The organism is Bacteroides sp. 11BF (assembly GCF_019633765.1).
Taxonomy (GTDB): Bacteria; Bacteroidota; Bacteroidia; order Bacteroidales; family Bacteroidaceae; genus Bacteroides; species Bacteroides hominis.
This window is the reverse complement of sequence record NZ_JAFKPJ010000007.1, coordinates 52,096-77,600: the sequence shown is the minus strand read 5'-3', so window position 1 is coordinate 77,600 and position 25,505 is coordinate 52,096. Positions and strand designations below refer to the sequence as shown.

The 25,505-nt window shown below is 45.0% G+C and carries 19 protein-coding genes and 2 tRNA genes; 8 read left to right on the top strand and 13 right to left on the bottom strand.

What is annotated here, in order from left to right; genetic code table 11:
* The first annotated feature begins 98 nt into the window (after window positions 1-98).
* Genes JZY04_RS09080 through JZY04_RS09065 form a run of 4 tightly spaced genes read left to right on the top strand, consistent with a single transcriptional unit; the run spans window position 99 to window position 4,742 of the window.
* The gene (locus tag JZY04_RS09080; protein ID WP_044299639.1) at window positions 99-734 is read left to right on the top strand and encodes a DUF4903 domain-containing protein; all 636 of its coding nucleotides are present in this window, start codon (window positions 99-101) and stop codon (window positions 732-734) included.
* A 28-nt stretch (window positions 735-762) separates the two neighbouring features.
* Window positions 763-3,117: a TonB-dependent receptor gene (locus JZY04_RS09075; protein ID WP_122141910.1), complete on the top strand. Its 2,355-nt coding sequence runs from the start codon at window positions 763-765 to the stop codon at window positions 3,115-3,117.
* A complete protein-coding gene (locus JZY04_RS09070) occupies window positions 3,114-3,827 on the top strand; it encodes an HmuY family protein (protein ID WP_122141909.1) in 714 nt (237 codons plus the stop codon). The genes JZY04_RS09075 and JZY04_RS09070 overlap by 4 nt, the downstream gene beginning before the upstream one ends.
* A gap of 27 nt (window positions 3,828-3,854) precedes the next feature.
* Complete coding sequence (locus JZY04_RS09065) at window positions 3,855-4,742, top strand: hypothetical protein (protein ID WP_250706890.1); 888 nt, start codon at window positions 3,855-3,857, stop codon at window positions 4,740-4,742.
* Here the strand turns inward: JZY04_RS09065 and JZY04_RS09060 are convergent, their stop codons facing one another.
* From JZY04_RS09060 to JZY04_RS09050, 3 genes are all read right to left on the bottom strand, one after another.
* A complete protein-coding gene (locus JZY04_RS09060; protein ID WP_032539401.1) occupies window positions 4,743-6,101 on the bottom strand; it encodes an MATE family efflux transporter in 1,359 nt (452 codons plus the stop codon).
* Window positions 6,102-6,159: 58 nt separating this feature from the next.
* Window positions 6,160-6,231 (bottom strand) — tRNA-Glu (locus tag JZY04_RS09055).
* Window positions 6,232-6,309: 78 nt separating this feature from the next.
* Window positions 6,310-6,396, bottom strand: a tRNA-Ser gene (locus JZY04_RS09050).
* 277 nt (window positions 6,397-6,673) lie between these two features.
* On the opposite strand from JZY04_RS09050, the gene JZY04_RS09045 reads away from it, so the two are divergent.
* A complete protein-coding gene (locus tag JZY04_RS09045) occupies window positions 6,674-7,255 on the top strand; it encodes a Crp/Fnr family transcriptional regulator (RefSeq protein ID WP_032530433.1) in 582 nt (193 codons plus the stop codon).
* Window positions 7,256-7,430: 175 nt separating this feature from the next.
* Here JZY04_RS09045 and JZY04_RS09040 read toward each other — a convergent pair whose 3' ends face one another.
* The 6 genes from JZY04_RS09040 to JZY04_RS09015 form a co-directional block, all read right to left on the bottom strand.
* The gene (locus JZY04_RS09040) at window positions 7,431-8,192 is read right to left on the bottom strand and encodes a creatininase family protein (protein WP_005819622.1); all 762 of its coding nucleotides are present in this window, start codon (window positions 8,190-8,192) and stop codon (window positions 7,431-7,433) included.
* A 169-nt stretch (window positions 8,193-8,361) separates the two neighbouring features.
* The gene (locus JZY04_RS09035; protein ID WP_122141872.1) at window positions 8,362-10,653 is read right to left on the bottom strand and encodes a TonB-dependent receptor; all 2,292 of its coding nucleotides are present in this window, start codon (window positions 10,651-10,653) and stop codon (window positions 8,362-8,364) included.
* A 69-nt stretch (window positions 10,654-10,722) separates the two neighbouring features.
* Window positions 10,723-11,061: a hypothetical protein gene (locus JZY04_RS09030; RefSeq protein WP_005776578.1), complete on the bottom strand. Its 339-nt coding sequence runs from the start codon at window positions 11,059-11,061 to the stop codon at window positions 10,723-10,725.
* Between the two features lie 44 nt (window positions 11,062-11,105).
* Complete coding sequence (locus JZY04_RS09025) at window positions 11,106-11,573, bottom strand: GAF domain-containing protein (RefSeq protein ID WP_005776577.1); 468 nt, start codon at window positions 11,571-11,573, stop codon at window positions 11,106-11,108.
* Between the two features lie 6 nt (window positions 11,574-11,579).
* Window positions 11,580-13,319: a bifunctional UDP-sugar hydrolase/5'-nucleotidase gene (locus JZY04_RS09020; protein ID WP_005808913.1), complete on the bottom strand. Its 1,740-nt coding sequence runs from the start codon at window positions 13,317-13,319 to the stop codon at window positions 11,580-11,582.
* A gap of 96 nt (window positions 13,320-13,415) precedes the next feature.
* Window positions 13,416-15,329 (bottom strand): HAMP domain-containing sensor histidine kinase, encoded by a 1,914-nt coding sequence (locus JZY04_RS09015; RefSeq protein WP_220575419.1) that lies wholly within the window; start codon window positions 15,327-15,329, stop codon window positions 13,416-13,418.
* 116 nt (window positions 15,330-15,445) lie between these two features.
* Here JZY04_RS09015 and JZY04_RS09010 point away from each other — a divergent pair, with 116 nt between their 5' ends.
* From JZY04_RS09010 to JZY04_RS09000, 3 genes are all read left to right on the top strand, one after another.
* Window positions 15,446-17,569 (top strand): Tex family protein, encoded by a 2,124-nt coding sequence (locus JZY04_RS09010; protein ID WP_005776573.1) that lies wholly within the window; start codon window positions 15,446-15,448, stop codon window positions 17,567-17,569.
* Between the two features lie 179 nt (window positions 17,570-17,748).
* Window positions 17,749-17,952: a hypothetical protein gene (locus tag JZY04_RS09005; protein ID WP_181996286.1), complete on the top strand. Its 204-nt coding sequence runs from the start codon at window positions 17,749-17,751 to the stop codon at window positions 17,950-17,952.
* A 581-nt stretch (window positions 17,953-18,533) separates the two neighbouring features.
* The gene (locus tag JZY04_RS09000; protein WP_032566833.1) at window positions 18,534-19,709 is read left to right on the top strand and encodes a DNA-binding transcriptional regulator; all 1,176 of its coding nucleotides are present in this window, start codon (window positions 18,534-18,536) and stop codon (window positions 19,707-19,709) included.
* 13 nt (window positions 19,710-19,722) lie between these two features.
* On the opposite strand, the gene JZY04_RS08995 is transcribed toward JZY04_RS09000, so the two are convergent.
* The 4 genes from JZY04_RS08995 to JZY04_RS08980 form a co-directional block, all read right to left on the bottom strand.
* Complete coding sequence (locus JZY04_RS08995; RefSeq protein ID WP_122141870.1) at window positions 19,723-21,174, bottom strand: PA14 domain-containing protein; 1,452 nt, start codon at window positions 21,172-21,174, stop codon at window positions 19,723-19,725.
* An 83-nt stretch (window positions 21,175-21,257) separates the two neighbouring features.
* Window positions 21,258-22,709, bottom strand: coding sequence for a glycoside hydrolase family 125 protein (locus tag JZY04_RS08990; RefSeq protein ID WP_122141869.1), 1,452 nt, complete (start codon window positions 22,707-22,709; stop codon window positions 21,258-21,260).
* A gap of 12 nt (window positions 22,710-22,721) precedes the next feature.
* On the bottom strand, window positions 22,722-24,326 hold the full coding sequence (locus JZY04_RS08985; RefSeq protein ID WP_014298647.1) for a trehalase family glycosidase: 1,605 nt from the start codon (window positions 24,324-24,326) through the stop codon (window positions 22,722-22,724).
* A gap of 18 nt (window positions 24,327-24,344) precedes the next feature.
* On the bottom strand, window positions 24,345-25,487 hold the full coding sequence (locus tag JZY04_RS08980) for an alkaline phosphatase (RefSeq protein WP_181996284.1): 1,143 nt from the start codon (window positions 25,485-25,487) through the stop codon (window positions 24,345-24,347).
* Window positions 25,488-25,505 lie beyond the last annotated feature (18 nt).

Here is a 25,505-nt window from a genome sequence, read left to right as displayed (position 1 = left end):
GTTTTCTTGTCACAACAACAAGAAAACAACCTTTCATTCATATAAAAAAACAATAACCGAATATTCATTATATAAACCATAAAAAACTATTTTTCAAGATGAAAACAATAAAATTATCCTATATCATTCTTTGCAGTATCTGTTTATTTTTGGCATCCTGTTCATCCGACGAAGAAATAACCAAAGGAGGAGCTTCGGAAGAGCTCGTAAAGAAAGCAAAAGATTTTCTGACCGGAGAAATCGTATTGAATACCCATGCCACCCTGAATGGCGTCAATAAAACATTGCTTGAAAAAGGATGCCCCACCAAATTTAAGTTTGACTGGAGTAATACAGATACAAATACTTTCAGTGTGTCTCTTCTTAATTTCACCGTAGGCAAAATGGGGATGATCATCAACTTTAAATGTGACGTACAAACCATGCAACTCAACACATGGGAAAAAGACGAATATCCGGGTGCAGGCTGGATCAAATTCTATGGTGAGGACGGCTCTACTTGGGGGGAAGAAAAAGACGGCACTCCGGCCAATGCTAAAGGAAGTAGTGTAAAAGGCTATTATAATACCGACACTCACCAGATTAATTTTATTGTGGACTACAACATGATGAACGTTCGCTCGGAGTGTTTCCTGCAAACAATAGACAAGACGCGCATCAACAACTATGAAAAGGAGTTCGCACAATTTGAAAAAGACTTGGAAGAGTATAAGAAGGAACATGGGTTATCATAAACTGTGAATCACACACCCTTTTAGAAAAATGAAAAAAAGAGAATTTGTAACGATCACATGTCTGCTTCTGTTTATATGTACCGCCTCTATGGGCCAAACAAAAGTGCAACTCACAATACTGGAAGCAAAGACCGAGCAACCGATAATAGCGGCAAATATAGCATTTGCAGAAAATGATAATCCGGAAAAGACGTTGTATGCCATCACTGACCTAAATGGCAATGCCATCTTGAAGCTCCCTCGTCCCGGTACATACCATTATCACATCACTTCCGTAGGCTACATACCCCTGAAAGGAAAAATAACACAAGCAACCCGAAACCTGACCCTTCACATGACGGAAGATGTAATGGGACTGAACGAAGTAGTGATAACGGGTTCACGCACGGCACGTCCCATCAAACTTTCTCCGGTGACCACGCAGGTGTTGGGAGGAAAAGCACTGGTAGACGCCGGATATGGAAACTTGCAGCAGGCTCTGCAACAGGAAACACCGGGATTGAACATACAGAAAGTAGGCTTTGGCAATGAAATAAGCATGCAGGGACTGGATGCACGCCATGTGTTATTCCTGATGGATGGAGAACGACTGACCGGAGACATGGCCGGAAACCTGGATTACGAACGTTTCAATCTGCATGCCATAGACCGCATCGAAATTGTGAAAGGTGCCAGTAGTACTCTGTATGGTTCGCGTGCGGCAGGAGCCGTTATCAATCTGATAACTAAAAAGACGAACAAACCTCTTAGTATCGATGCCGGAGTGCGTTACGGGCAAATGAACGAACGTAATTATAAAAATCCATCAAAGAGTGACTTCCTCTACATGTTCGAAAAGAATGCTGACCGCCCAAATCTGCAAAGTTGGGTCTCCGCAGGTTTTAAGCAGGGAGCATTTACCTCGCAAACAGATGTATGGTACAGCGAAAGTGATGCTTTCTATCTTTATCAGGCGGAAAATGACAAGAAGATATATACACAGGAAGCCAATCCCTTCCTACCTCACGATATCATTGTAACCAGTGCTACAGCGCGTCCGCCTATGGGAATCGAAGGAACCGAGCATATTTCAGCTTCACAAAAGGTTTATTACGATCCGAACAAAGATTTATCGGTTTTGCTCTATGGCAGCGCATTCTTCATGAATACATACGACCTGATACAAGATCTGACTTTTAGTCAGGCACGTGACTGGACGGGAGGAATCAAAGCCACTTACCATGTGAAGGACTGGTTTTCTGTAACCGGAAGTTTACATAGCGATTTTTATGACCGCTTTAAACGACACGAACGCCGGAATGAACGGCAGAAGGTATATGAAAGCCGAATCTTGCAACCACGACTGACCATCACCAGCAATTACTTTAAAGCCCACCATCTGATCTTTGGAGTGGAACATATTTCGGACGACCTGACAAGCGACCGTTTTGTGAATCGCAAAATGACTACACGGTCACTGAAAGAAACGGAATATTTTCTGCAGGACGAATGGGAAGTGTCTAAACAATGGATGATTTCCGCCGGGTTGCGTACTAACTTTTCCCATGCTTTCGGATTCATGGGAATGCCCAAAATCGCAGCCAAGTTTTCACCCAACGACCAATGGAGTTTCCGTGCCAACTATTCAATGGGTTACCGTTCACCCAGTATCAAAGAGCTTTTCTTCAACTGGGACCATCTGGGTATGTTTCAGATAAAAGGCAACGAATACCTGCAACCGGAGAAAAACAACTACATGTCAGTTGGAACCGAATACACCAACGACCGGCTATTCTTGTCCGGTACGGTTTACGGAAACTACTTTAAAGATAAAATAGAAGGAGTCTGGAGAATCTATGACATGCAATACAATTTTGAATACACTAATCTCAGCAAACAGCGCTTACTGGGCTTGGAGGCACTGGGACGTTGGCGCATGTTTGACTTCCTGACACTGAATGCCACCTACAGTTTTGTCAATGTGAGCAAACTTAAAGGTGTACAGGTTAACACCACCTCTCCTCACGCAGCTACAGCCAGTTTGGACTATAAGTACAATCGCAAAAACTATCGGTTGGGGGCCATTTTCAGCGCATCATTTATGGGTAACAAGAAATTCGATGTGCAGGATCGTGTATGGATTGAGGAGGAGAATACCAGCAAGGATGCCTACTTCCGTTGCGATCTTCCGGCATATGTGCTGTGTAATCTGTCCGTTTCACAAACCTTCTACAACAAAGTAAAAGTGACACTGGGCGTAGACAACCTTTTAAACTATAAGCCCAAAACATTGGGTTCGGGAGTGACCATGTTCAATGTACCCGCCACCCCCGGTGCCCGCGGACACGTACAGATTGAGTTTATGATAGACGACGTAATAAATGCATTAAAGAAAAAGAAATGAGAGAAATGAATGTTTTTAAAGCTTTATGCTTGTCATTCTGCTGCATTATAATAACTTCGTGTGTAAAATATGATGCCGAACCGTTTACCGGTAAGACACTGCCCCGCACATGCGGTTATTCCACCGGTGTTACGAACGATTGGATTTATTTCAACTTACGTACCGGAGAGCGGTTTAATACCCTTTCACCTAATCAGGATATTACTGAAGGAGAACAGAAAGAGCGCACAGATTGGGATCTCGCATTCTGTGGATATCGCCTGCGCACCAACAGTGGTACCAGTGGCATCGGTCAGGGTGCTGCCGCTGATCTGGGATATGGAAGCTATGACAAATGGAAAACTGTTTCGCAACTACCCGCTGATTTGAAATGGACGGTAGACAATGATACTGAAGTATACGTCACAATGTCGCAAAACGACTGGAACAAATATCTGATAGAGCATGGGCTGAATTTTAATGAGAATCCGTGGTTCGACCCCAATACCGGTCCGGCTAAAACATTGACCAGCGCCAATCCGATATTGGCTGAAGCCATGAGTTTCGCCGGCCCCCCTCCGGTTTACACGCCCTCTTATCACACCTATGTGGTACGTACCGCCGATGGTAAACGATATTTCAAGATACAAATCATCAGTTGGTATAATGCCGATTCGGAAATAGGCGACAGTGGCGGACAAATCAGTTACTATTGTGATGAATTAAATTAAGTATAACCCAAAATGAGACAAACAACAATGAAAAATCAAACCAGATATTGGTGGAAAACAATTGCTTCTTTTCTTTTAGTTCTATTTACCATGCCTTTGGGACATGCCCTAATGATTATGATGGAGCATCTGATCATTCCTACTGCACTCCATTATACGGCATTTGCCATGGGAGGAGTAGGATTGCTTATGGTTATCATCGGTGTCTTTGCACGAAACGACACGAAACAAACGCTTTGGGGACTGTTCGGTGGCCTGCTTTTTTGGACAGGCTGGGTAGAGTTTTTATTTATGTACTATGCCAACCGATACGGAGTACAGCCCGAAATGCTAAATGGAGAAGTAGTAACACGACCGGAATATCTGATTATGCCGACCTCATTCGGATTCTGGGCTATGTTCATGGTGCTCTATCTATTTAGTGTAAAGACAGGCTGTAACTTTATCAATTGGTGTCAGACGGCATTGTTCCGAAGTAAGAAAAGTGAAATCGTGGCACGCCCCATGACCCGTCATACATCTATCGTTACCTTCATGGAACTTAACATGATGTTATGGAGTTGCTACCTATTACTAATGTTCTGTTACGACAGTAACTTCCTTGGGGACCATCATCCGGTGACAATGTTGATAGGTATGGGTTGCCTGGTCGGTTCAGTGTTCATGTTTCGCCGGCAGTTACGACTTGCCTCTTGGGGAGCAAACATCCGCATGGCAATAGCCACGGTAATCGTATTCTGGACACCGGTGGAAATATTGGGACGAATGGATTTCTTCAGCGAAATATGGGTTGATCCGTTAGGGCATCCAACAGAGATGATCACGATTCTGGCTGTTTTTGTCATATTGACTATCTATTTATGGTATATAGCCTCTAAGAAAAAACAAAAAGCGGCACCTCAATCCTCTCGGTAATCAACGCATCGCCAATTTATTCATAATCTTCGGGAACTGAACAGCGAAGATGGCTGTGCAACAAATAGCTGCCGTAGCATCCGATATGCCTTCGGCAGCATAAACTCCTACCACGCCCATCAGATGCGGAAGTATCAGAGCCAACGGAACCAACAAAATCACCTTACGGAGCAATGCTATGAAAATGGAAACTTTTGCCTGTCCCAGTGCGACAAACATATTCTGGCATGCCCGCTGCAATCCGAAAATCGTCATTCCTGCCAGAAATACGGGCATCACCCGCACTACGGTTTCTATCAGTTTTTCATCGGACGTAAAGGCTGAAGCAATGACAGACGGAAACAGGATCATCAGCAGAATCAAAATAAAATTGAACAAGAACATAAAGGTCATCACTATCTTAAAGCATTCTTTAACCCTCTCCCGGTTCCCATGCCCGTAATTATAGCTCACAATAGGTACAAATCCCAATGCAAATCCGGAAAGCGGAACGCTGACAAAAAGCATGGCACTCTGCATGATCGTCAATGCGCTCACGTAGATATCACCAAATGTTTTCAGAGACCCGTTCAAGACAAAGCCAACCAGACTTTCGGTACTCGCCATAATAAACGGTGAAGCGCCCAATGCCAGTATAGCACCCACTACTTTCCTATCCAATTTCATATATCGGGATTCAAGTCGCAAAGAAGCACGGCCGGATGTCAGGAAAACCAATACCCAAGCAGCACTGCAAGCTTGCGAAATAATAGTAGCAAGCGCCGCCCCTTTCACTCCCCATCCAAAAACAAAAATAAACAGAGGATCGAGTAGGATATTGAGTAGCGCTCCGATAACGATCGACAACATAGCGATACCGGGACGGCCCTGAGTATTAATAAAGGTATTCAACCCTACAGAAACCTCTACAAACAGAGTACCGATCAAGTAGATCGAAAGATAATCCGTAGCATATCCGAGAGTCTGATTGGACGCACCTGTAAACAAAAGTATCGGCTCCATAAAAAGATAAGATAAGGCAGATGTCAGGAGCGTAAAAAGTAATAATAGCACAAAACCGTTCCCCAATATTTTTCCTGCATGTGAGCGATTGCCCTGCCCTAAAGCTATGGCTGCAAGGGGTGCACCTCCCCCCGCCACAATAGCAGAGAAGGCGGAAATCAAAATAATCAGAGAACCTGCCACACCGATACCAGCAAGCGCCTGTGTACCAATTCCGGGAATGTGTCCGATATAGACTCGGTCTACAATATTGTAGAGTAGATTTACAATTTGTGCAATTACTGCAGGAAGTGCCATCCTGAATACAAGCGGCAACATACGGTCAGTACCAAGCCTCTCTTCATATTTATCATTCATAACCCAAAAGCAATAAAAAAGCCCTTTACGTTATCGTAAAAGGCTGATTATTAATTTGTAGTGGGTACGAGAATCGAACTCGTATTACATGCGTGAGAGGCATGTGTCCTAACCGTTAGACGAACCCACCGACTGAAAATTAGATTCAAAAAAGAGCCAAGCAATAAACTCGGCTCTTCCCTTGTCATCTTAAAGTTGAGATTTGGTGCGGAAGCTGGGGGATTCGAACCCCCGGTACGGTTACCCGTACGTCAGTTTAGCAAACTGGTGGTTTCAGCCACTCACCCAAACTTCCTTTTTAACCGCATTTCCTCTCAAATGCGATGCAAAGATAGAGGGAACTTTTGAACTACGCAAATCTTTCTACAACATTTTTTTCACGGATTTTATGCGAAATAAGTTAACCAGCTAAGTTTCAAATGTTAAAGGAGAGAACTTTTTTTTCATACTCTCGCTCTCCAGGGCAGTCATTGGAGTAGAAGGAATCTTTTTACTTTGAAAAATTGATTTATATCAACTGATTTTCGTATTTTTGTCTCCGCAATCTATAATAACTTATCAATATATACATGATGGAAAACCTGAAAGAGACAGTGGATGCTGTTGTAAACTCCAGATATCCGGAGATGAACAAAGAGGGACGGGAACTACTGGCACAGGTCTTGATACGTAAAGAACTGGAAAAGGGTGAAATGTTGTTGAACGAAGGACAAATAAGCCGTCACATGGTTTTCGTCGGAAAAGGAATGTTACGGCAATTCTATTATAAGAATGGGAAAGATGTCACCGAACACTTCTCATACGAAGGATGTATTCTGATGTGCATCGAAAGTTTATTGAAACAAGAACCCACCCACTTGATGGCCGAAGCGTTGGAACCGGCAGTGATATACATGCTTCCCTACGACATCCTGCAAAAGTTACTGGAACAGTCCAAAGAGATCAATGCTTTCTATCGCAGAGTGCTGGAATATTCACTCATTGTATCACAAATAAAAGCTGATTCATGGCGTTTTGAAACGGCACGTGAACGTTATAACCTGCTTTTACATCACCATCCGGAGATTATCAAGCGGGCACCGTTATCACACATCGCTTCCTACTTGCTGATGACCCCGGAAACACTCAGTCGTGTACGTTCGGGAGTACTGTAAAAAATATTTTTTGATTTATATCAAAACGTAATCCAATTACATGCTGTATTTTTGCAGCAGTTAATAAATAGGTTGTTTTTTATAGGAATAAAGATTAGTTTTTAGGTAACAATTAAAAAAACAGGCAGTGTCGGAAATCCGCCACTGCCTGTTTTTTATAAGTATACCTTCCCCATCATTCATAAAGGTCGTGTTTCACCATCTCTTCGAAAAGTCCGGCGAGCTTCTCCACGATCGGTTTCACATAGCGTTCACCTTTTTCAGCAGTAGCTTTTCTGGGATCTCCCACTCCACTGTCTGCTGTCGCTTTATCCCAATGGCGGGGCACCCAGGCTACTTTTTCATTCAACGAAGCGATGGCAAACGGTTTCGACTTTCCGTCACCGGCTTCAGCCAGATTCACCAATTCCGGATGATAATGCATCATCACAGCAGTTTCCGACTCTCCGGCATGATCATCAACCTCCGCTTCAAAATACCCTTTGGGAGAAACCACTTCAAACCAGTTTGCGGCAGCAATCAGAAAATCGGGATATTCAAAGGCAAGATCACGAATCATCCCCTTAAAATTGTTTCCTCCGTGTCCACACAGGATGACCAGTTTCCGGAATCCCTGCACATAAAGAGAAGATACGATATCTTCCAGAATAGCCTGTTGAGTAGCATAACGGGTATGAATACAAAACGGCAATTCACGTTGTCCCGGATTATGCGCTCCAAAAGGTACGGGCGGCATCACCATACAACGTACTCCCGAACGTGCAAGTGCCATTTCGGCTGCCTCTACGGCAATATCGTGAGGAAGAATACAATCGGTAAGATACGGTAAATGCAGATTATGGGGTTCCGTAGCTCCCCACGGTAAGATGATAACGTCATATTTCAGCCCTTTCACCTTTCCAAGGCAGGATACTGAAAGATCTACTTCTTTATTCATGGTCTTCTTTTTTTAATTCAAATGTAACATCGCAAAGATATGAATAAAAACATTCCGACGAATACCTGATAAGTAAAAACGAGTTCACCATAAAATAGACAGAGCCCCACAGAGTTTTTCCTATTTCTTCTCGATAAAACTCTGTGAGGCTCTGTGGTGAACCCGGGATTTAATTCATTATCTTTATTCCCACAAAATAAGTCCGCGGCTGAGTCGGTCCGTAAAAGTAACCTGCATCCCGGAACTCTCCTTTATCCAAGTCCTTTTGGAAACTATTGAATATATTTTGTACTCCACCGTTCACCTGCATCTTGATATGATCTTTCAGCACAAAAGTATAGTTCAGTTTCAGATTAAGGTCCACAAACTGCGGAGTATGCTCCATACGCGACTTCTCGATGTATCCCGCCATATGCGGCACAATCATCTTACCGGTATAAGTACCGGAAAGTGAAAAGTCAAAGCTCTTCAACGGTGCCGACGTGAAAGTGAAATAACCGTAATAATCCGGTGTACGAGGCATCCGTTTCGTTGTCTGTTCCTCTTCCCCTTCACTGGTCCATATCTCTGCCCGGTTGTATCTGCTGCGTTGCACTGTAAATCCCAATTGCAACTGTGCCTCACGCCCGTGAGCTACCTTCGCATCCAGATTGACACCATATACTTTCGCCCCGCTGCCATTCCGGCGCTCCTTTATCTTATCTCCATTCTCGTCCAGACCGATATCCTCGAGCACAAATACATGATGCAGATCAGTATAAAAACCTTCCAGAAGAATATTAGACTGCCAGTGTCCCATTGGGAACGACCAATCCACCGAACCACTGAAGCTGTTGGAACGTTCTTCACGTAACCCCTCAGCCAGTCGGATCTGCACCCCTTCACCTCCCACAGCTGTCACATGCAGGTCTTCATCGTAAGCCTGCGGGGCCCGGAAGCCGGTAGAGTATGTCAGACGTGCCTGCAAATTATCGCTCGGCTTATATAGAAAATTCACACGCGGGCTAAAGATCGGATGATCGATCAGGTTATGCTTGTCCAGACGTGCTCCCACGAGCATGGTCCAGCGGTTCAAGCGCCATTCGTTCTGTACAAATCCTCCGGCAATACGGACATCCTGCTGCATGTCACGATGATACCCGGTCATCACATCGTGCAGAGAGTTATTCTGATACTCTACACCACCTGTAAATGTAGCAGGGGCAAAAAGACAACGGTCCATATTTCCCACATACATACCTCCCACTACCCAAGTCAGGTCGTTTGTTTTACCATACGCGTTCATATCCCGTTGAGCACCGTAATAGCTGTTGCGATCCGTATGCTGGATAGATCCATATACAGACATCTTATGCTTCTCTCCCCAATAACGGTCATAACTTAATCCTCCGCTATTGATAATATGTTTTGTTTGTTCGGTAATATCCGATTCGTGAGGTTGTAAATTGAATTTATTGCCACCCCGGCGAAATTCATTTGTTGTGTGATACTCCACATTGATGCGGCTGAAATAGTTGGGACGATAGTATGCACGCATCCCGAAAGTATTCATATTCAATTTGCCCAGTTCCGAAAAACCATCCCCGTCCGCATCATAAGGATTACGATTTCGGTATGTCTCATACAAAGCGATACCGTACGAATTATCTTTCGCAACCAGAGAAACGTTTCCTCCCATATATTGCTCCCACGACTTACCATTCATATTAGACATCGTGCTTGCCACCTGAAAAGAATTGTTTATCGGATCTTTTGTAATAATATTGATTGTACCTCCCACAGCATTGGCCCCAAACAGAGCCGATCCACCTCCGCGCACCACTTCCACACGTTCGATCATATTTACCGGAATCTGTTCCAGCCCATACACTCCCGACAATGCGCTGATGATAGGACGGCTATTAATCAAAATTTGCGAGTAAGGACCTTCCAATCCATTGATACGTACTTGCGGAAAACCGCAGTTTTGACAATTGTTCTCTACCCGCAGCCCTGATTGAAAATTAAGCGACTTCGCCAGGTCGGTAGAATTCACCGTTTCAAAAAGCTTGGCGCTCATCACGTTCACCACCACCGGCGCTGCCTTCCGGCTCACCTCATTCCGGTTGGCCGAGACAACCACTTCATCTGTCATAAAACTCTCTTCTTCCATCTGGAAATGAACCACCGATGTGGCCTCTGCACTGACCGTGATTGTTTTTTCCTGTGTTTTATACCCCATTACCTGTACACGGAGTGTATATTTCCCGGCAGCCAACTTACGAAATTCAAACTGCCCTTCTTCATTGGATACCGCACCACGGTTAGTCCCCAATATCATTACCGTTGCGAACGGAATGCTTTCTTCAGTGCCTTTCACAATAACGTGTCCGGCAATCATATTACCTTCTTTAATCGGATTGACTGCATACAAACTCATGCTTACACACGCAAGCACAAGCATAACTATATAATTTTTCATTGTTTGTTATTAGCTATGATATATAAAAGAGTAAAAGAAACGGAAAGGGGCTCTCCCCCTAAATTTAGTTTAAGCCTGTTCGGCCGGAGGGGCACGCAAAGAAATTACCCGTAAATGTGTTTCAGTTGTCACCGGTATACTCTCAGGTATCTCTACCGTAAACAGCACCGGCCGTTCGGGTGTAAAATCATATTGCACATGGGCTTCCAGCGAATGGAATGTAGCAAAATGGGCAATAACAACAATATTAGATGTAGAATGTGAGTGAGTACCTTTATAGGGGTGAGAGTGCGCAATCATTACACCGTTTACGTAATGCACATGGGTAAACATCGTAATGCTCACCTGGTACGTCACGAACAGCGTCAACAACAGAAACGATAATAGAACTCTTTTGATGTATCCCACCTATTGCACTCTTATTTTTAAGTCGGCAAAGATAGTTATTATTTTCATAAGTATCTGCACATTTCTTCCAGATATTTCCGGTCGGTTTCATCAAAGAAATTCAGGAGATCACTGTCTATGTCCAACACTCCCCATACCCTACCTTCCTTTATCAGTGGAACCACAATTTCCGATCTGGAAAGCGAGCTGCAAGCAATATGTCCCGGGAAAGCTTCCACATCCGGAACCAATTGGGTTTTAGCTTCCTCCCAGGCCGTGCCGCAAACTCCTTTACCTTTTCGAATGCGCGTACAGGCCACCGGTCCCTGAAACGGTCCCAATACCAGCCGGTCCTGCTTCACCAAATAAAAACCTACCCAGAAAAAATCGAAAGCTTCCTTTAAGACAGCAGCTACATTAGCCAAATTGGCAACCAAGTCCTCTTCCCCCTCTATCAGAGCCTTTACCTGAGGCAACAAAGAGAGATATTGTTCCTCTTTGCTGCCCGATATAAATGTAAGTTCTTCAGCCATATTCTATTATTTAGTTCCAAACAGATATTCATAATCCCTCTCTGCAGCGGGCTTCACCCACTCTTCGGGAATAAATTTCCACTGGTTCAGCGCACGGGGATTCAGTGTGCCTTTCTTTTCGATATACTGCATCAGATAAAAACGGAGATCTTTATCCGTTGAGAATATGATACGCTCTTTCAGCTTTTCTTGTGGAATTCCCGATCCCTTTGTCAGTAGTTCTCCACCGCCGTTGCCACGGTAAGAGTTCAGTGCTACCTTATATATATGATCCATTCGGAACGGAGCACCGTCTGCCATGCTGACGATGGTCACTTTCTCTCCTTTCGGTTTAGTCACATCCACTGTATAAATGATTCCGGCAGCCGAATCGAAGTTAAAGCTGAAATTCTGGAACGAGGCCCGGTCTTCGGCACCCGCCGTACGTTTCTCCTTCAACCACAGCAAATGATCTTCCGGCGACTTCATCTGATTCGTCCACATATAATAGGATTCCTCCAGAAAATCTTTAATCTCTTTTCCCGATAGCTTCATTACATAAAGCATATTTTCATATTTATACAGGTTGAACATATCGCTCACGCGGATATCTCCTTTCTTTATCTCAGCATCAAACGATAGCGGAGCGGCAAACGAAATGTCTGCCCCCGAAATGTCGAGTTGCAGCGAATGGATAAAATCGATAAACGCCGACGAGCCGAAATAGGCCGGACGAGTAGACAGATCTTCCGTAAACACACCGATTTTCTTCGAAACAAACTTCTCTACCGCACCATATTGCACTGCGAAATGTCTCATAAAGGCTTCACTTACACCATATTCTTTTGTATCCGTCAATACCCCGTCTATTTGTTTGCTCACCACTCTGCCGTCTTTCAGTTTCAGTGTCACATCAATGTCCGACACTACAATCCCGTTACTTGCCGGATCAATCACCAGCACGGAGTCACCCGCAACGTTCACTATCTTTTTGCACTCCTTGGCATGGTCATGCCCCATCAGTACCATATCGAATCCCGGCACATTCTTCGCCACATTCAACGATGCATTCTCGTTATACTTACCCGACATGACAAAAGCATCCTGCCCTGCATGAAACAGCCCGATCACCAAATCCGGTTTTTCTTTCTCACGGATCACTTTCATCCACTTCCGTGCTGTCTCCTCCATATCGTCAAACCGTAGCCCCTGCCACAGATTCTCCGACAACCAGGCAGGAATAGCCGGTGTAATCATGCCCAGTACCACAATCTTCACCCCGTCACGTTCCAACACTTGATAGGGAGGAAGATGGGTCTTGCCCGTAGCCGTTTCGATAATATTAGCCCCCAGCACCGGAAATTTACACTCACCGATCCAACGATCGAATACAGGGCGTCCCGTTTCTACATCATGATTTCCCATGTTTCCGGCATCGTATCCCATAAAGTTCATCATTTCGGCACACACATGTGGTGCTACTGTATCTATATAATTATAGTAGTAAGCCGAAGGCTGTCCTTGCAGAATATCTCCGTTATCCAGCAAAATAAGGTTTTCTTTATAAACTTCCCGATTCTTCTGCACCAACGCATACACGCGTGCAAGGCTTCCGCCCCACTCCTTCTGAGTGATAAAATTATAAGGAAAGTAATTACCATGCACATCGCTTGTCTGCACAATCTTCAGTTTCACTTCTCTCTCTTGTGCCGGCAATACACACACCAGACAAAGCAAGAAAGCACAAATACAAATCAATCTTTTCATCATAATAATGGTTTAAATTTGATTCACCACAGAGTCTCACTGAGAAGATTTAAATAGAGAATAAACTCTGTGTGACCCCGTGATAGTCTCTTTTTCTTATAACGGATGCGAAACTACAAACCTCGCCCCTCTTTCATAGTCAGGATCAATCCAGATACTACCACCCCACTTATCCACTGTCAGCTTACAGATCGAAAGTCCTAATCCAGTCCCCTGAGCATATTCGTTCAGTTTCTCAAACCGTTCGAACACCTGCTTCTGTTTCTCTTTCGGAATGCCGCAGCCCGTATCCGCCACAGCAAACAATACCCGCTTCTTCTCCCTGTCTACTTCAAACTGCAATGTGATTGTACCGTTTTTGGTAAACTTCGCCGCATTCGTCAGCAAATTGATAAGCACCTGCTGCAAACGCTGGACATCTACCTGTAAAACAAAAGAGTCGATCTTGGTTTCAAAAACAAACCGGTTACCCGATTCCCGGCGCGACATCTCTACCGACGACAACGCCTGCCTGCATAGCTGAACCACGTCACAGTCTTCCGGGGTCAGCGTCACTTTATCTGCCTCCAACCTCGAAAGATCGAGTATATCATTAATCAGCCGTAACAACAAATCGGAGTTCGACTGGATAATTCTGAAATAATTCCGCTGATCCTCTTCCGAGCTTCCACCCGAAGCCAGCACGTCCGAAAAGCCCACGATCGCGTTCAGTGGTGTCCGTATCTCATGGCTCATATTAGCAAGGAAGGCACTTTTCAACCGATTCGATTCTTCCGCCCGGTCTTTCGCTTCATACAAATCCGCCTGCGAACGTTCCAAATCATCCTTCAGCCGTTTCGTCCGCAGATAGAAATAGATAGAAATCAGCAGTCCCATAACCAGGACACACAGAACGCCTACTCCACCCCAGATTTGATACCGGTATTGCTGATAGAAAGAAGGTGATTCGTTTACCAGCTTCACCGCCATAGGCAATGCAGCCACGTTTATCTTCTGTTCCTTCACTTTTTTACTATCCAGTAGTGCTTCCGTGCCTACCACTTCCACCCGTAGTGTCGTATCTCCGGGATTTTCCAACAACCGGGCTGTTTCCGCCGCCAGCTCTTTACCAAATGTCCGGAAAGCAGGCACTACCCCTCCGACAGCCCAATAACCCAGTCCGATGGAAGTAGCTGTAAATGTCGGTATGTCCGGAATCGCTTCCATCATCGAATACGTAGCATTCCTCATAAAATAGCCTTCGTTCTTGTCCACCCTCCACGTGCCTATTAGTACAGCCGTATGTTTCGGCAGTTTCCGAAGTTCGTCCACAATGGTATAAATGGTGTGTTCGCGCCCGTCCAGCAGAATCAGGTTCAGTTCAGGAAACTGTTTCATCTCCCTCCGCACATGCGCCTGCAAAGTGACACCCCCATAAGTATTGTCCGATATAAAAGCGATATTCTTTGTATCCGGATAGATAGCCCGGATCATGCGGATGTTCGATGCAATGTCATATTCGTACATAAATCCGCCACGTACCTGCCGTTTCAGATTATCTTCATAAAAATCGGATGATTTCGGCATCCAGTGTGCCAAATCTTTTTCATCATCCGGAAGTAGTACCACATTCCGGCTGGTCAGTGCGCACAACACGGGTACTTCCCCTGTCACCGAATCGTTCAGTGACAAATAAGAGGCCCATGCCTCCTGTCCGAACAGAATAATCAACGCCGGCTCCTGATTCCCCCGGTATTTATCTAAAATGTCTCTCATCACCCCTTTCCAGCGAGGAAAATCAGAGAAGCTCTTACAGTTCATATTTTCAATGACCACTCCCCGTTTGCCCCCTAATCTCTCATATTCATCCATAAAATCGGAAACATTGGCTGAAGTAGGATACGCTCCCGGATTATACGAACAGATCATAAGGATAGGTTTCTCTCCGGTAGCGGCATATCCCGTCAGGGGACGGCAGCAACCCATGACCACCAGAAGCAAAAAAAGAATATATTTAAGCGACACCGGCATATTCATCTGTTTTAGAGTGTGTGTATCCGTTTTTTATGCCCGCAAAGATACTAAAAGTTGATGGTTATAGTAGATTTATTGCGTACATTTGTCGCTCAATGTCCTAAAAATAGTTTATGGAAATCTTTCACAAAATGATTTCGGCAGCGCTCAACCTGCCGGAAAAGCAAATCAGCAATACCCTCAGGCTATTGGCCGAGGGAGCCACTATCCCTTTCATCAGCCGCTATCGTAAAGAAATCACGGGCGGCCTGGACGAAGTGCAGATAGAAGCTATCAAAACGCAGTACGATAAACTCTCCGACCTCGCCAAGCGTAAAGAGACCATTTTCGGCACCATCAGTGAACAGGGCAAACTGACACCCGAATTGCAGCAACGCATCGATGCGACCTGGGATGCCACTGCCCTTGAAGATATCTACCTGCCCTACAAGCCTAAACGCAAGACCCGTGCGGAAGCCGCCCGTCAGAAAGGGCTCGAGCCCCTCGCCCTATTGATAATGATGCAGCGGGAGAACAACCTCAACGCCCGGGTTTCCGCCTTCGTGAAAGGCGATGTCAAAGATGCCGATGATGCCCTGAAAGGCGCCCGGGACATCATTGCCGAGCAAGTCAGCGAAGACGAACGTGCCCGCAATGCCGTGCGTAACCTCTTTGCCCGTCAAGCTGTTATCACTGCCAAAGTAGTAAAAGGAAAAGATGAAGAAGCTGCCAAATACCGCGACTATTTCGACTTCTCTTCTCCCCTGAAACGCTGCACTTCACACCGCCTGCTCGCCATCCGCCGTGCCGAGGCCGAAGGTTTGCTGAAGGTCAGCATCACCCCTGACGACGATGAATGCCTCGAACGACTCTATCGCCAGTTCGTACGCAGCACCAACGAATGCGGACGCCATGTATCCGAAGCCGTGCAGGATGCCTACCGCCGCCTGCTAAAGCCTTCCATTGAAACTGAGTTTGCCGCCCTCAGTAAAGAGAGAGCCGACGATGAAGCCATCCGTGTTTTCGCCGAAAACCTGCGCCAACTGCTCCTTGCTCCGCCTCTGGGGCAAAAACGTGTCATGGGCATCGACCCCGGATTCCGTACCGGTTGCAAGGTAGTCTGTCTCGACGCGCAAGGTAATCTGGTACACAACGAAAATATCTACCCGCATCCCCCGGTAGACAAAAAAGCCGAAGCCGCATCCAAACTCCGGAAAATGATAGAAGCCTACAAGATAGAAGCTATCGCCATCGGCAATGGGACTGCCAGCCGCGAGACAGAAACCTTTGTCACCCACCAGCAGTTCGACCGTCCCGTACAGGTATTTGTCGTCAGTGAACAGGGTGCTTCCATCTACTCCGCTTCCAAGATAGCCCGCGACGAGTTCCCCGATTATGATGTCACCGTCCGCGGCGCCGTATCCATTGCCCGCCGCCTGATGGACCCGTTGGCGGAACTGGTAAAAATCGACCCCAAATCCATCGGTGTAGGTCAGTACCAGCATGACGTAGACCAGACGAAGCTGAAGAAATCGCTCGACCAGACGGTTGAGAACTGTGTCAACCAGGTAGGCGTCAACCTCAATACCGCCAGTAGTCATCTGCTCACCTACATCTCCGGGCTGGGTCCGCAACTGGCACAGAACATCGTCTCCTACCGTGCTGCCAACGGTGCCTTCTCTTCTCGCAAAGAGTTGATGAAAGTACCCCGCATGGGAGCCAAAGCCTTTGAACAGTGCGCAGGGTTCCTTCGCATCGCCGGAGGTGAGAACCCACTGGACAACACCGCCGTACACCCCGAGAGTTATGGTATCGTCAATCAAATGGCGAAGGATCTTTCGTGTACCGTACCCCAATTAATTGCCGACAAAGCCCTGCGCAACCGTATCGAAGTAGAAAAGTATATCACCCCCACTGTAGGGCTCCCCACTCTGAAAGATATTCTCCAAGAGCTTGATAAACCGGGACGTGACCCGCGCGACACGATACAGGTTTTTGAATTCGACCGAAATGTTCGCACCATCAATGACCTCCGCGAAGGCATGGTGCTTCCCGGTATCGTCAGCAATATCACCAATTTCGGTGCTTTCGTGGACATAGGCATCAAGGAAAACGGGCTTGTCCATCTCTCTCAGCTTGCCAACCGATTCATCACCGATCCCACCGAAGTGGTCTCCATCCATCAGCACGTCACGGTGAAAGTACTGAGCATTGACTTCGAACGGAAACGGATACAGTTGACGATGAATATCGAATAATGGCTTCAAATAAAGATTTCACCACAGAGGACACGGAGTAAGTTTAATTACAACTTAAAAACTTTGTGAACTCTGTGGTGAGTATCGTTCCGGTATCCGGGGCAGGCTGGAATCATTCTGTCACTTTGATAATCGGCCCCCTTCAGAATCGCTTATTTCGGACGGAAGAGCTTGCCTGAATGAAAAAACGCACTCTACAGGATTCTACCGATGGCATAGTTCTTGTCGTTTGGGTTATTTGGGTGCAACGGGTAAGTGAAGACGCCTTATTTATACCCAAAGCATTGCGGATGAAACCATATCCCACTTTTTTGTCATTTCAGAAAGCCTTGCCTGCAATTGCCAACCGGAAGATGAAACGCTCCTTTCAGACCGGATTTTGAATAACAATAGGAGATATTACCAAAACATAAGGACATTTTCGGGAAATGCTTACGCCTTCTCGGGGAAATGCTTACGTCTTTTATAGAAAATGCCTGCTTCTTTTTGCAAAAAGCCGGGGTGTCCGACCTCCGAAGCCCGCCTATCCGGGTCCGAAAGCCTACGTTCGGCTTTCTTTTCCTCCCAGAATGTCAGAAACGACCAAGGGGTCTGTTATCAAAAAGCGGATACTCGCTATCTTTTTGCTCCATTATTCTACAAACGGATGACATTTGGCTGGTTCCCAAGAGGCAAACTCCTTAGGAAGCATACGCCATTGCTTCCGGTCTTTGCCAAGTAAACAATGCCATTAAAAGTGGAACGGAGAGAATATTTACGCTTGCCCCTTTGTCATCTAAAAGATTTTCTATAACTTGCCACTGTTTATCAGTCAGGTCGATATGCAAGATCCCATTTTATTACTCTTTAAGTATGATTTCATCGTTATATTCAAAGACAAAAGGAGATAAGAAACGACCAACTGATAGGCTTCTAAACCAAATTAAAGCAATTTCTTTCATTTATTTTGATTTTACCAGATACCATGATTCGACTGATACTATTGACTGACTTTACAGAATCCTTTTCATACAATTTATTGAAAGGGGTTTTGGCATACTCAAAAAAACATGAACCATGGGTTGTATGCCGGATGCCACCTTCCTATAAACTTACTTATGGGATAGAAGGGGTTCTGAAATGGGCAAAAGCGTGGCAAGCAGACGCCATTATCGGTAGATTTGATAATGATGATAATGTAGAGTTGTTCCGTAAAAACGGAATTATCGCAATTGCGCAAGACTACAAATCAAGATTCAGCAATATTCCCAACATCACCGGCGACTACCACAAAACCGGCAGGATGGCAGCAGAGTTTTTTTTAAGCAAAGGATTCCGGTACTTCGCTTTCTATGGTTACCGTGATACCGTTTGGTCGCAGGAACGTTGCGAAGGCTTCTACGAGTGTATAGCCGAACATGGTTTCGGCAATAATTTCTATTCCTATCAAGAGCAGTCACTTGATGATTTATGGTTTTATGAAGCTCCTCCTCTGCTTACATGGTTAAAATCATTGCCACAACCCACGGCGCTTATGGCTTGTGATGACAACCAAGGTAACCGCATCACTGAAATCTGTAAGGTTAACAATATCAGAGTACCCGACAAGATCGCCATATTAGGTGTTGATAATGACGAAATAATATGCAATCTGTCTGATCCTCCCCTATCCAGTATCAGTCAAAATATTGTGAGAGGTGGATTTGAAGCTGCCGAACTTATAGAACATTTACTGAACGACGAAGAATGCTCTTACCAAGACGTGGTGCTCCAACCGGTAAATATAGTAAATAGGCTTTCAACAGACTTTTACTCTACCACCAACACACATATTCACACAGCTTTGAAATATATCCACCGGAACTTAGCCAATGACATCACTGTATCGGACATTGTCAAGCAAGTGCCTTTATCGCGCCGTCTGTTGGAGATACGTTTCAAAGAGGTCACCAAGCAATCCATTCACAAATATATCTTAAATCTCAGGATCGAGCGTTTTGCACAATTACTTCTGGCAAGCGACGCCCCGATTGCAGATGTGGCGGAACAAGTAGGAATAAATAATCTCAAAAACCTGTCCCGCCAATTTAAAACTTTAAAGAACGTTTCTCCCTATGAATACAGGAAAGAACACCGGATGATGTCCAATGATAACTATTGAAAGAATCGCTCTCTTAATTCGGTAAGAACAGCATTTCATCCTGCAGAGGAACTTCCGGAAAATCCAGTCCGGAGAATCCTACTTCCAATTCCTGCCCCATGTAATCCTCAAAATACAATAAATGCAACTCATGAAAACCTTTTTCAAGAGCAATTTTTCCTTCGGCGCGGCGGGCACTATGTCCACCGTCGTTATCAACAACCAATTTACCGTCAATATAAAGCATTGAACCGTCATCCGAGAATGTATAGAAACGGTATACTCCTTTTTCGGGAATCCGTATCAACGTATGGAAGTCATAGGCAAAGTGATCTGCAACGGCAGCCTCTTTGATCGAAATATTCTTCATAACTCCTTCTTTTACTTTAGGACAAGAAGCGATGCCGGCAACCCGCTTACACTTTCCTTCATAATAGGTATATGCCACCCCTTGTTTGGGCGAAGATACACTCTTTACTGCCGGCAGGTAGTCCGCGGTCCGTTCTTCCTCCGAATTCAAGCCGGAAGGATAATAATAGGTCGCTTCACGTCCCGAAGGTGTAGTGATCCATGTATCAAACCTGAATTTGCCTTCGTACAGTTCGATGATGCGGGCTCCCCTCGTCAGTTCACCATAAGCATCCGCACCGGTTACACGTCCGTACCCAAGTACAATGCCTTTGTCAATTCCAAGGTAATCATTATCATGATCGTGACCCGCAAATATACCCATCACATCCTTCATATCAATAAATGAAGCGAACATGCCGGAATTGATATTCGCAGAAGCGACTTTACCTTCCCTGTTATTACCGAAAGTCTTTCCATCACCTGCTATCTCGTTGTATTCAAGCAAAGGGATATGGAAAAAAGCCAATGCAGGCACAGGGCTTCCATTGTTTTCTTTGGTAAAACGGGCGCTTTGCTCGCGATACCATGCTATCTGGTCAAAGTGAATCCAGTCGTAAGGACCGTAAAGCTTGTTCGGCTGATAGTCATTAGAATCCATACAATACAGCAATGCTTCTACTTTCTCTCTGTTTTTCGAGCCATAAACCGGTATCACACAATTGCCACATCCCATGATGCCTTCCGGTCCTTTTGCTCCCGCATAATAAGGAGACTCCAGAAGAAGATCATAGATATCGTCCTTTGCCATGTGTTCCGCATCGTGGTTTCCCATAGTAACGACAAAAGGAACCTTAGCTTCATCGAAGATACGAATCACGGACTTCCAACCATCAATGGCAGGATCTTCAGTTACTACATCTCCACTCAATATGGCAATATCAGGATGTTCCGCTTTCAAGACGGCACAGATGGTCGCTTCTGTTTCAGTACACGCCAGAGATCGGGGTGTCCAATGCAAATCCGTAAATTGGGCAATTTTAAACTTCCCATCTTTAAAAGAGAATTGTTTCTGCGCAAAAACCGCAGCCGGGACGCAACCCGACAACACGAATAAAAGAATAACTATTTTTTTCATGATTCTTTGATATTAGTATATTTCTACTTCATCTCCATACGGAAAAAGGGCAAATGATACAGTAAGCAACCAATAAGCCATTTTCATAATGCTTGGGATAAAAGGCCGGGATACTCCCGGATTATCTTAAGGATAAGTTCACCGAACAATGTATTCGTCCAGGCAAACCAAGAGCGCGTGAAATCAGCGGCATTCTCCGAGTTGAAGGATTCGTGCATAAAACCTGTTCCGCCATCCGTATCACGCAATTGTTTCAGGCAATTGCGTATTTCCTCAGGGTCATCCGTCGTAAAAGCTTTCATAATGATACTCATCGGCCAAATGTAGTTCAACCCCACATGGGGGCCTCCCACACCTTCACCGGCTTTACCTTTAAAAAAATAAGGATTGTTTTCACTCCATATCATTTTACGGGTATTCCGGTAGACGGCATCCTTAAACGAACAGTAACCCAAATAAGGAGCCGCCAGTAAACAAGGAACATTGGCATCGTCCATACAAAGGGCATTACCGAAACCATCCACTTCGAAAGCATATATCCGCCCGCATACAGGATGATTAAATGTTCCATATCTACGGATAGCGGCATCCACTTCATCCGCCAATGCGGTACATTCTTCCGCAAAGGGAAGATTATCATAAACCTCACGTTCTATCTCCGCCAACTGCCGTAATGACACCACCGCAAACATATTGGAAGGAATAAGGAAGCCGTATTGAGTAGCATCGTCCGAAGGGCGGAAAGAGGAAACGATCAAACCCACCGGTTTTACCGGCGCACCCCATCCGTTATTAATTTGTGAATCAGTCGGGCGGTCACAATCACGCGTAAAACTGTATGGCCCCAAACCTTGTTTGCGTTGTTGCTCTTTAAAGGTCTGCACTACCAGCTTCATGGTCTCGTGCCAATCCGCATCAAATGCGGAAATATCTTTCGTCAACAACCAGTAGTGATAAGCCAGACGTATGGGGTAACATAAAGAATCTATTTCCCATTTGCGCTCATGCAGTTCTTTCACCATATGTTGTGTATGGTCAGTCTCCCAATAACTGCCCAACGGACCGTCATTGAATGCATTGGCATAAGGATCAATCCGGATACATTCCGCCTGCCTGTTAATAAGCCCCGCTATTAAAAGTTGCAGTTCCTTGTCATCTTTCATCAATGGCAAATAAGGCCATACCTGCGCAGAAGAATCACGGAGCCACATAGCGTCAATATCACCTGTTATGACAAATGTATCCGCCCTGCCGTCCTTCATTTTATACCTGACGGTGGTATCGAGCGTATTAGGGAAACAATTCTCAAACATCCAACGCAACTTCTCATCTTTTATTTTTGGCCTGGTCTGCTCAATAGTTGCCTCTACCGCCTTCGATACAAAATGTCTTTTGCCCACAGGAGGACGCAGAGAAATGTACTTCTGAACCGGCACTTCGGAGGAGGCCAACGACAAAGGTGGGCACATAGCCATAGCAGCCAAAGCGAGTCCCCCTGTTTTCAGAAAATGACGCCGCGACATATTTCTTTTCATAGACAATCTTTTTTAATAGGTATGCTTACCAGGAGTTACATTCACCTTCTTTTCCTTGCCACCATAAAGCACCACCAACTCAAAACCGATATTCGTATCAACAGCGATACGTGGTTCATCATTTGCAGAACGACGTGCCTCAGCTTTCAGGTTTATGATTCCTTCCGAACCGAAAGGATAACGCTCTATTCCGTTAGTTTCAGTCAAATTCATATCCCAGATAATCTGCTGATTGACATAATCTCCCCGAATGCCGATAATAAACTCTATCAGTTCGGCAATAGGAGGAAGCCCAGTCCAGCCCACAAATTCTTTTCTCGCCATAAATCCGGGCTCCGCTTTCTCCGGAGAATAGTATTCCCAAAATGTCCCTGTATTTTTATATACCTCCAGAACCTCGGCATAATGATTCAAAGCAATCTCCCGGGCCAATTTATGATATCCCTTCTTTACAAGTCCCTGCATCACCATATAGTTGGTACCCGGCCATATGCCACCTTGCCAATAACGCCCGTTCTCTTTATATTTAGGATGATCTGCCGACAAAGAGGGAATACGAAATTTCCGGTTAAACGTTGCCGGATTATCTAATTCTTTCACCATACGGTCAAGCTGTTTATCATCCAACACATCAGTGAGCAATGTCCAATAGGCACCTATTCCTTTTGTTTTGCAGAGTGTACCATCAGCATATTGGTCATACAGGAAACCTGTCTTTTCATCCCAAAGATTATCATGGATATACTTCCCTAACATCTTGGCCTCATCTTCGAATTCCTCTATTTCCTGCCAACGTTCGAGATAGAATCCCATCTCAAGTAACAAGTTGGCCGTAAACAGTTGTTGGAGATTGGTGTCCAGCCAAATCATATGTCCATGACTGTAAATAGGACTGTAACCTTCGGGCACACGGGGCATATTATCCATACCGGTTCCCCATCCGCTTGACCAATAAGTTCCGTTACGCCACGTACGGTTGAGTTTCAACCACTTGTAATACGCACAAAGTACCGGGAATATCTTATGCAGGCGTTCCGTATCACCGAACTGGTAATAATAAACCATTTCACACCAAGGCATCAAGTTAGGACCAGTGCTGACCGGATCGTAACGCTCGAAGCAATCGGCTCCGTCGGCCTTTATTTCACGACAGATAAAACCATCGGGATGCTGCTTGGCATAGAAATTGTCCAATGTACGCTGGAAAGGGAAGAAGCGCGTACCATATCGTGCAAACATTAGGATGAAAGAAGAATCCCACATAAAGATATTACCGTTGTAAGCCGTATCCAGATAACTTGATACGAAACCTGAACCCTGTTGAGGAGCACGGATATTGCCAACAGCTATTTCCCATGCTCTCCAATACATTTCAAGTTCCTTTTCGTGTCCGGCCCAAATAGGATTAGGAAGAATCTGCCGGGCTTCTTCGAAACTCTTCGGTTCAACGGTTTCGGGTTTGGCTATGCGGTACTCGTTCTCGGCTACCAAAGGTTCTTTTACATACGTGTTTTTATAAGGCAAATGATATTTTTCATCATTGCCACAGCCCTGAGCTTTCAGCAACGGAATTGCCGTAAAGAAAAGGAAGCATGTAAACAAAATGTGTTTCAGCATGGGAAATATTGTTTTAGTTTAAAGATCAAGTAATTTCTTTATCTTGTCAAAGATAGCAGTATTCTCATAAATTCCGGTAAATTCCTGTGCTCCGGGGCCAAAAGCATATACCGGCACCATCACACCACTATGCCCGCCTGTAGAGAATTTACATACGATTTTACCCTCCTTTAAATCACCATCTACTAATGTAAGGCCACCAGTTTCATGGTCTGCAGTAACAACAACCAGTGTTTCACCATCCTTGGCCGCCCACTCATAAATAGCGCCGATAGTGCGGTCAAAGTCATGTGTCTCCTGCATCAGTAGATCAAGATCATTAAAATGCCCGTAATCATCCAATTGAGAACCTTCAATCATCATAAAGAAACCATTTTTATTCTGATTCAGCAAATCAATTCCTTTCAATGAAGCACGTGCAAGGAGGTCACCACGTTCAGCAGGAAGCGGGGTGTCTACCGGATAAGGAACTGCGAATACTTTACCGCTCTTTATACCTGCCAATTCATCCCAACTACGGGGAGTCCGGAAACCTTTTTCACGTAACTCCTTGAACAGATCACGTCCATCCTCGCGATTTTCAAAGAGTTTGGCACCACCACCAAATACATAGTCCGCATTACAATTCACATAATCTGTCACAATCTCACTCTCAGCATCGCGGTCTTTATTATGGCAACAGAAATCAGCAGGAGTAGCATCCCAAAGACGGCAGGTTACTGCAATTCCCGTAGATTTGCCTTTGGCAGCAGCAAAATCAACCAATGATTTCAAAGGATGTCCCAAAGTATCTACACCTACATAGTAATAGTTTGTTTTCTGTCCGGTAGCAATAGCTGTCCCCCCCGCTCCTGAATCAGTAATCAGTTTATCTGCACAGTAAGTTTTCGACAAACCTACAGCCTGACAGTTGTCTAAGAAGAGTTTACCACGGTTGGCTGTCCATGCAGAATATACATGCATAAGACTCATGCCGTCTCCGATCATCAGAATAACATTTTTTATCTTCTTTCCTTGAGAAGGAGTTATCTTGGTTACTTCATACGGTTGTTCCAATACATACGTTTGCTCCTTGTCTCTACGATTTTGCGCCGACACATTGACAGGCAATAATGCAACTGCCCAAACCATGAATACGAAGTTTCTCAATATATTTTTCATTGTTATCATTACTTTAAC

What these genes read in the sequence shown, in the direction of transcription:
- JZY04_RS09015 (WP_220575419.1), bottom strand. Translation starts at nt 15,329, where the DNA reads ATGCCGGTGTCGCTTAAATATATTCTTTTTTTGCTTCTGGTGGTCATG.
- JZY04_RS09075 (WP_122141910.1), top strand. Translation starts at nt 763, where the DNA reads ATGAAAAAAAGAGAATTTGTAACGATCACATGTCTGCTTCTGTTTATA.
- JZY04_RS08990 (WP_122141869.1), bottom strand. Translation starts at nt 22,709, where the DNA reads ATGAAAAGAAATATGTCGCGGCGTCATTTTCTGAAAACAGGGGGACTC.
- JZY04_RS09035 (WP_122141872.1), bottom strand. Translation starts at nt 10,653, where the DNA reads ATGAAAAATTATATAGTTATGCTTGTGCTTGCGTGTGTAAGCATGAGT.
- JZY04_RS09005 (WP_181996286.1), top strand. Translation starts at nt 17,749, where the DNA reads ATGAAAAAACGCACTCTACAGGATTCTACCGATGGCATAGTTCTTGTC.
- JZY04_RS08985 (WP_014298647.1), bottom strand. Translation starts at nt 24,326, where the DNA reads ATGCTGAAACACATTTTGTTTACATGCTTCCTTTTCTTTACGGCAATT.
- JZY04_RS08980 (WP_181996284.1), bottom strand. Translation starts at nt 25,487, where the DNA reads ATGAAAAATATATTGAGAAACTTCGTATTCATGGTTTGGGCAGTTGCA.
- JZY04_RS09040 (WP_005819622.1), bottom strand. Translation starts at nt 8,192, where the DNA reads ATGAATAAAGAAGTAGATCTTTCAGTATCCTGCCTTGGAAAGGTGAAA.
- JZY04_RS09010 (WP_005776573.1), top strand. Translation starts at nt 15,446, where the DNA reads ATGGAAATCTTTCACAAAATGATTTCGGCAGCGCTCAACCTGCCGGAA.
- JZY04_RS08995 (WP_122141870.1), bottom strand. Translation starts at nt 21,174, where the DNA reads ATGAAAAAAATAGTTATTCTTTTATTCGTGTTGTCGGGTTGCGTCCCG.
- JZY04_RS09080 (WP_044299639.1), top strand. Translation starts at nt 99, where the DNA reads ATGAAAACAATAAAATTATCCTATATCATTCTTTGCAGTATCTGTTTA.
- JZY04_RS09070 (WP_122141909.1), top strand. Translation starts at nt 3,114, where the DNA reads ATGAGAGAAATGAATGTTTTTAAAGCTTTATGCTTGTCATTCTGCTGC.
- JZY04_RS09065 (WP_250706890.1), top strand. Translation starts at nt 3,855, where the DNA reads ATGAAAAATCAAACCAGATATTGGTGGAAAACAATTGCTTCTTTTCTT.
- JZY04_RS09025 (WP_005776577.1), bottom strand. Translation starts at nt 11,573, where the DNA reads ATGGCTGAAGAACTTACATTTATATCGGGCAGCAAAGAGGAACAATAT.
- JZY04_RS09000 (WP_032566833.1), top strand. Translation starts at nt 18,534, where the DNA reads ATGATTCGACTGATACTATTGACTGACTTTACAGAATCCTTTTCATAC.
- JZY04_RS09045 (WP_032530433.1), top strand. Translation starts at nt 6,674, where the DNA reads ATGGAAAACCTGAAAGAGACAGTGGATGCTGTTGTAAACTCCAGATAT.
- JZY04_RS09060 (WP_032539401.1), bottom strand. Translation starts at nt 6,101, where the DNA reads ATGAATGATAAATATGAAGAGAGGCTTGGTACTGACCGTATGTTGCCG.
- JZY04_RS09020 (WP_005808913.1), bottom strand. Translation starts at nt 13,319, where the DNA reads ATGAAAAGATTGATTTGTATTTGTGCTTTCTTGCTTTGTCTGGTGTGT.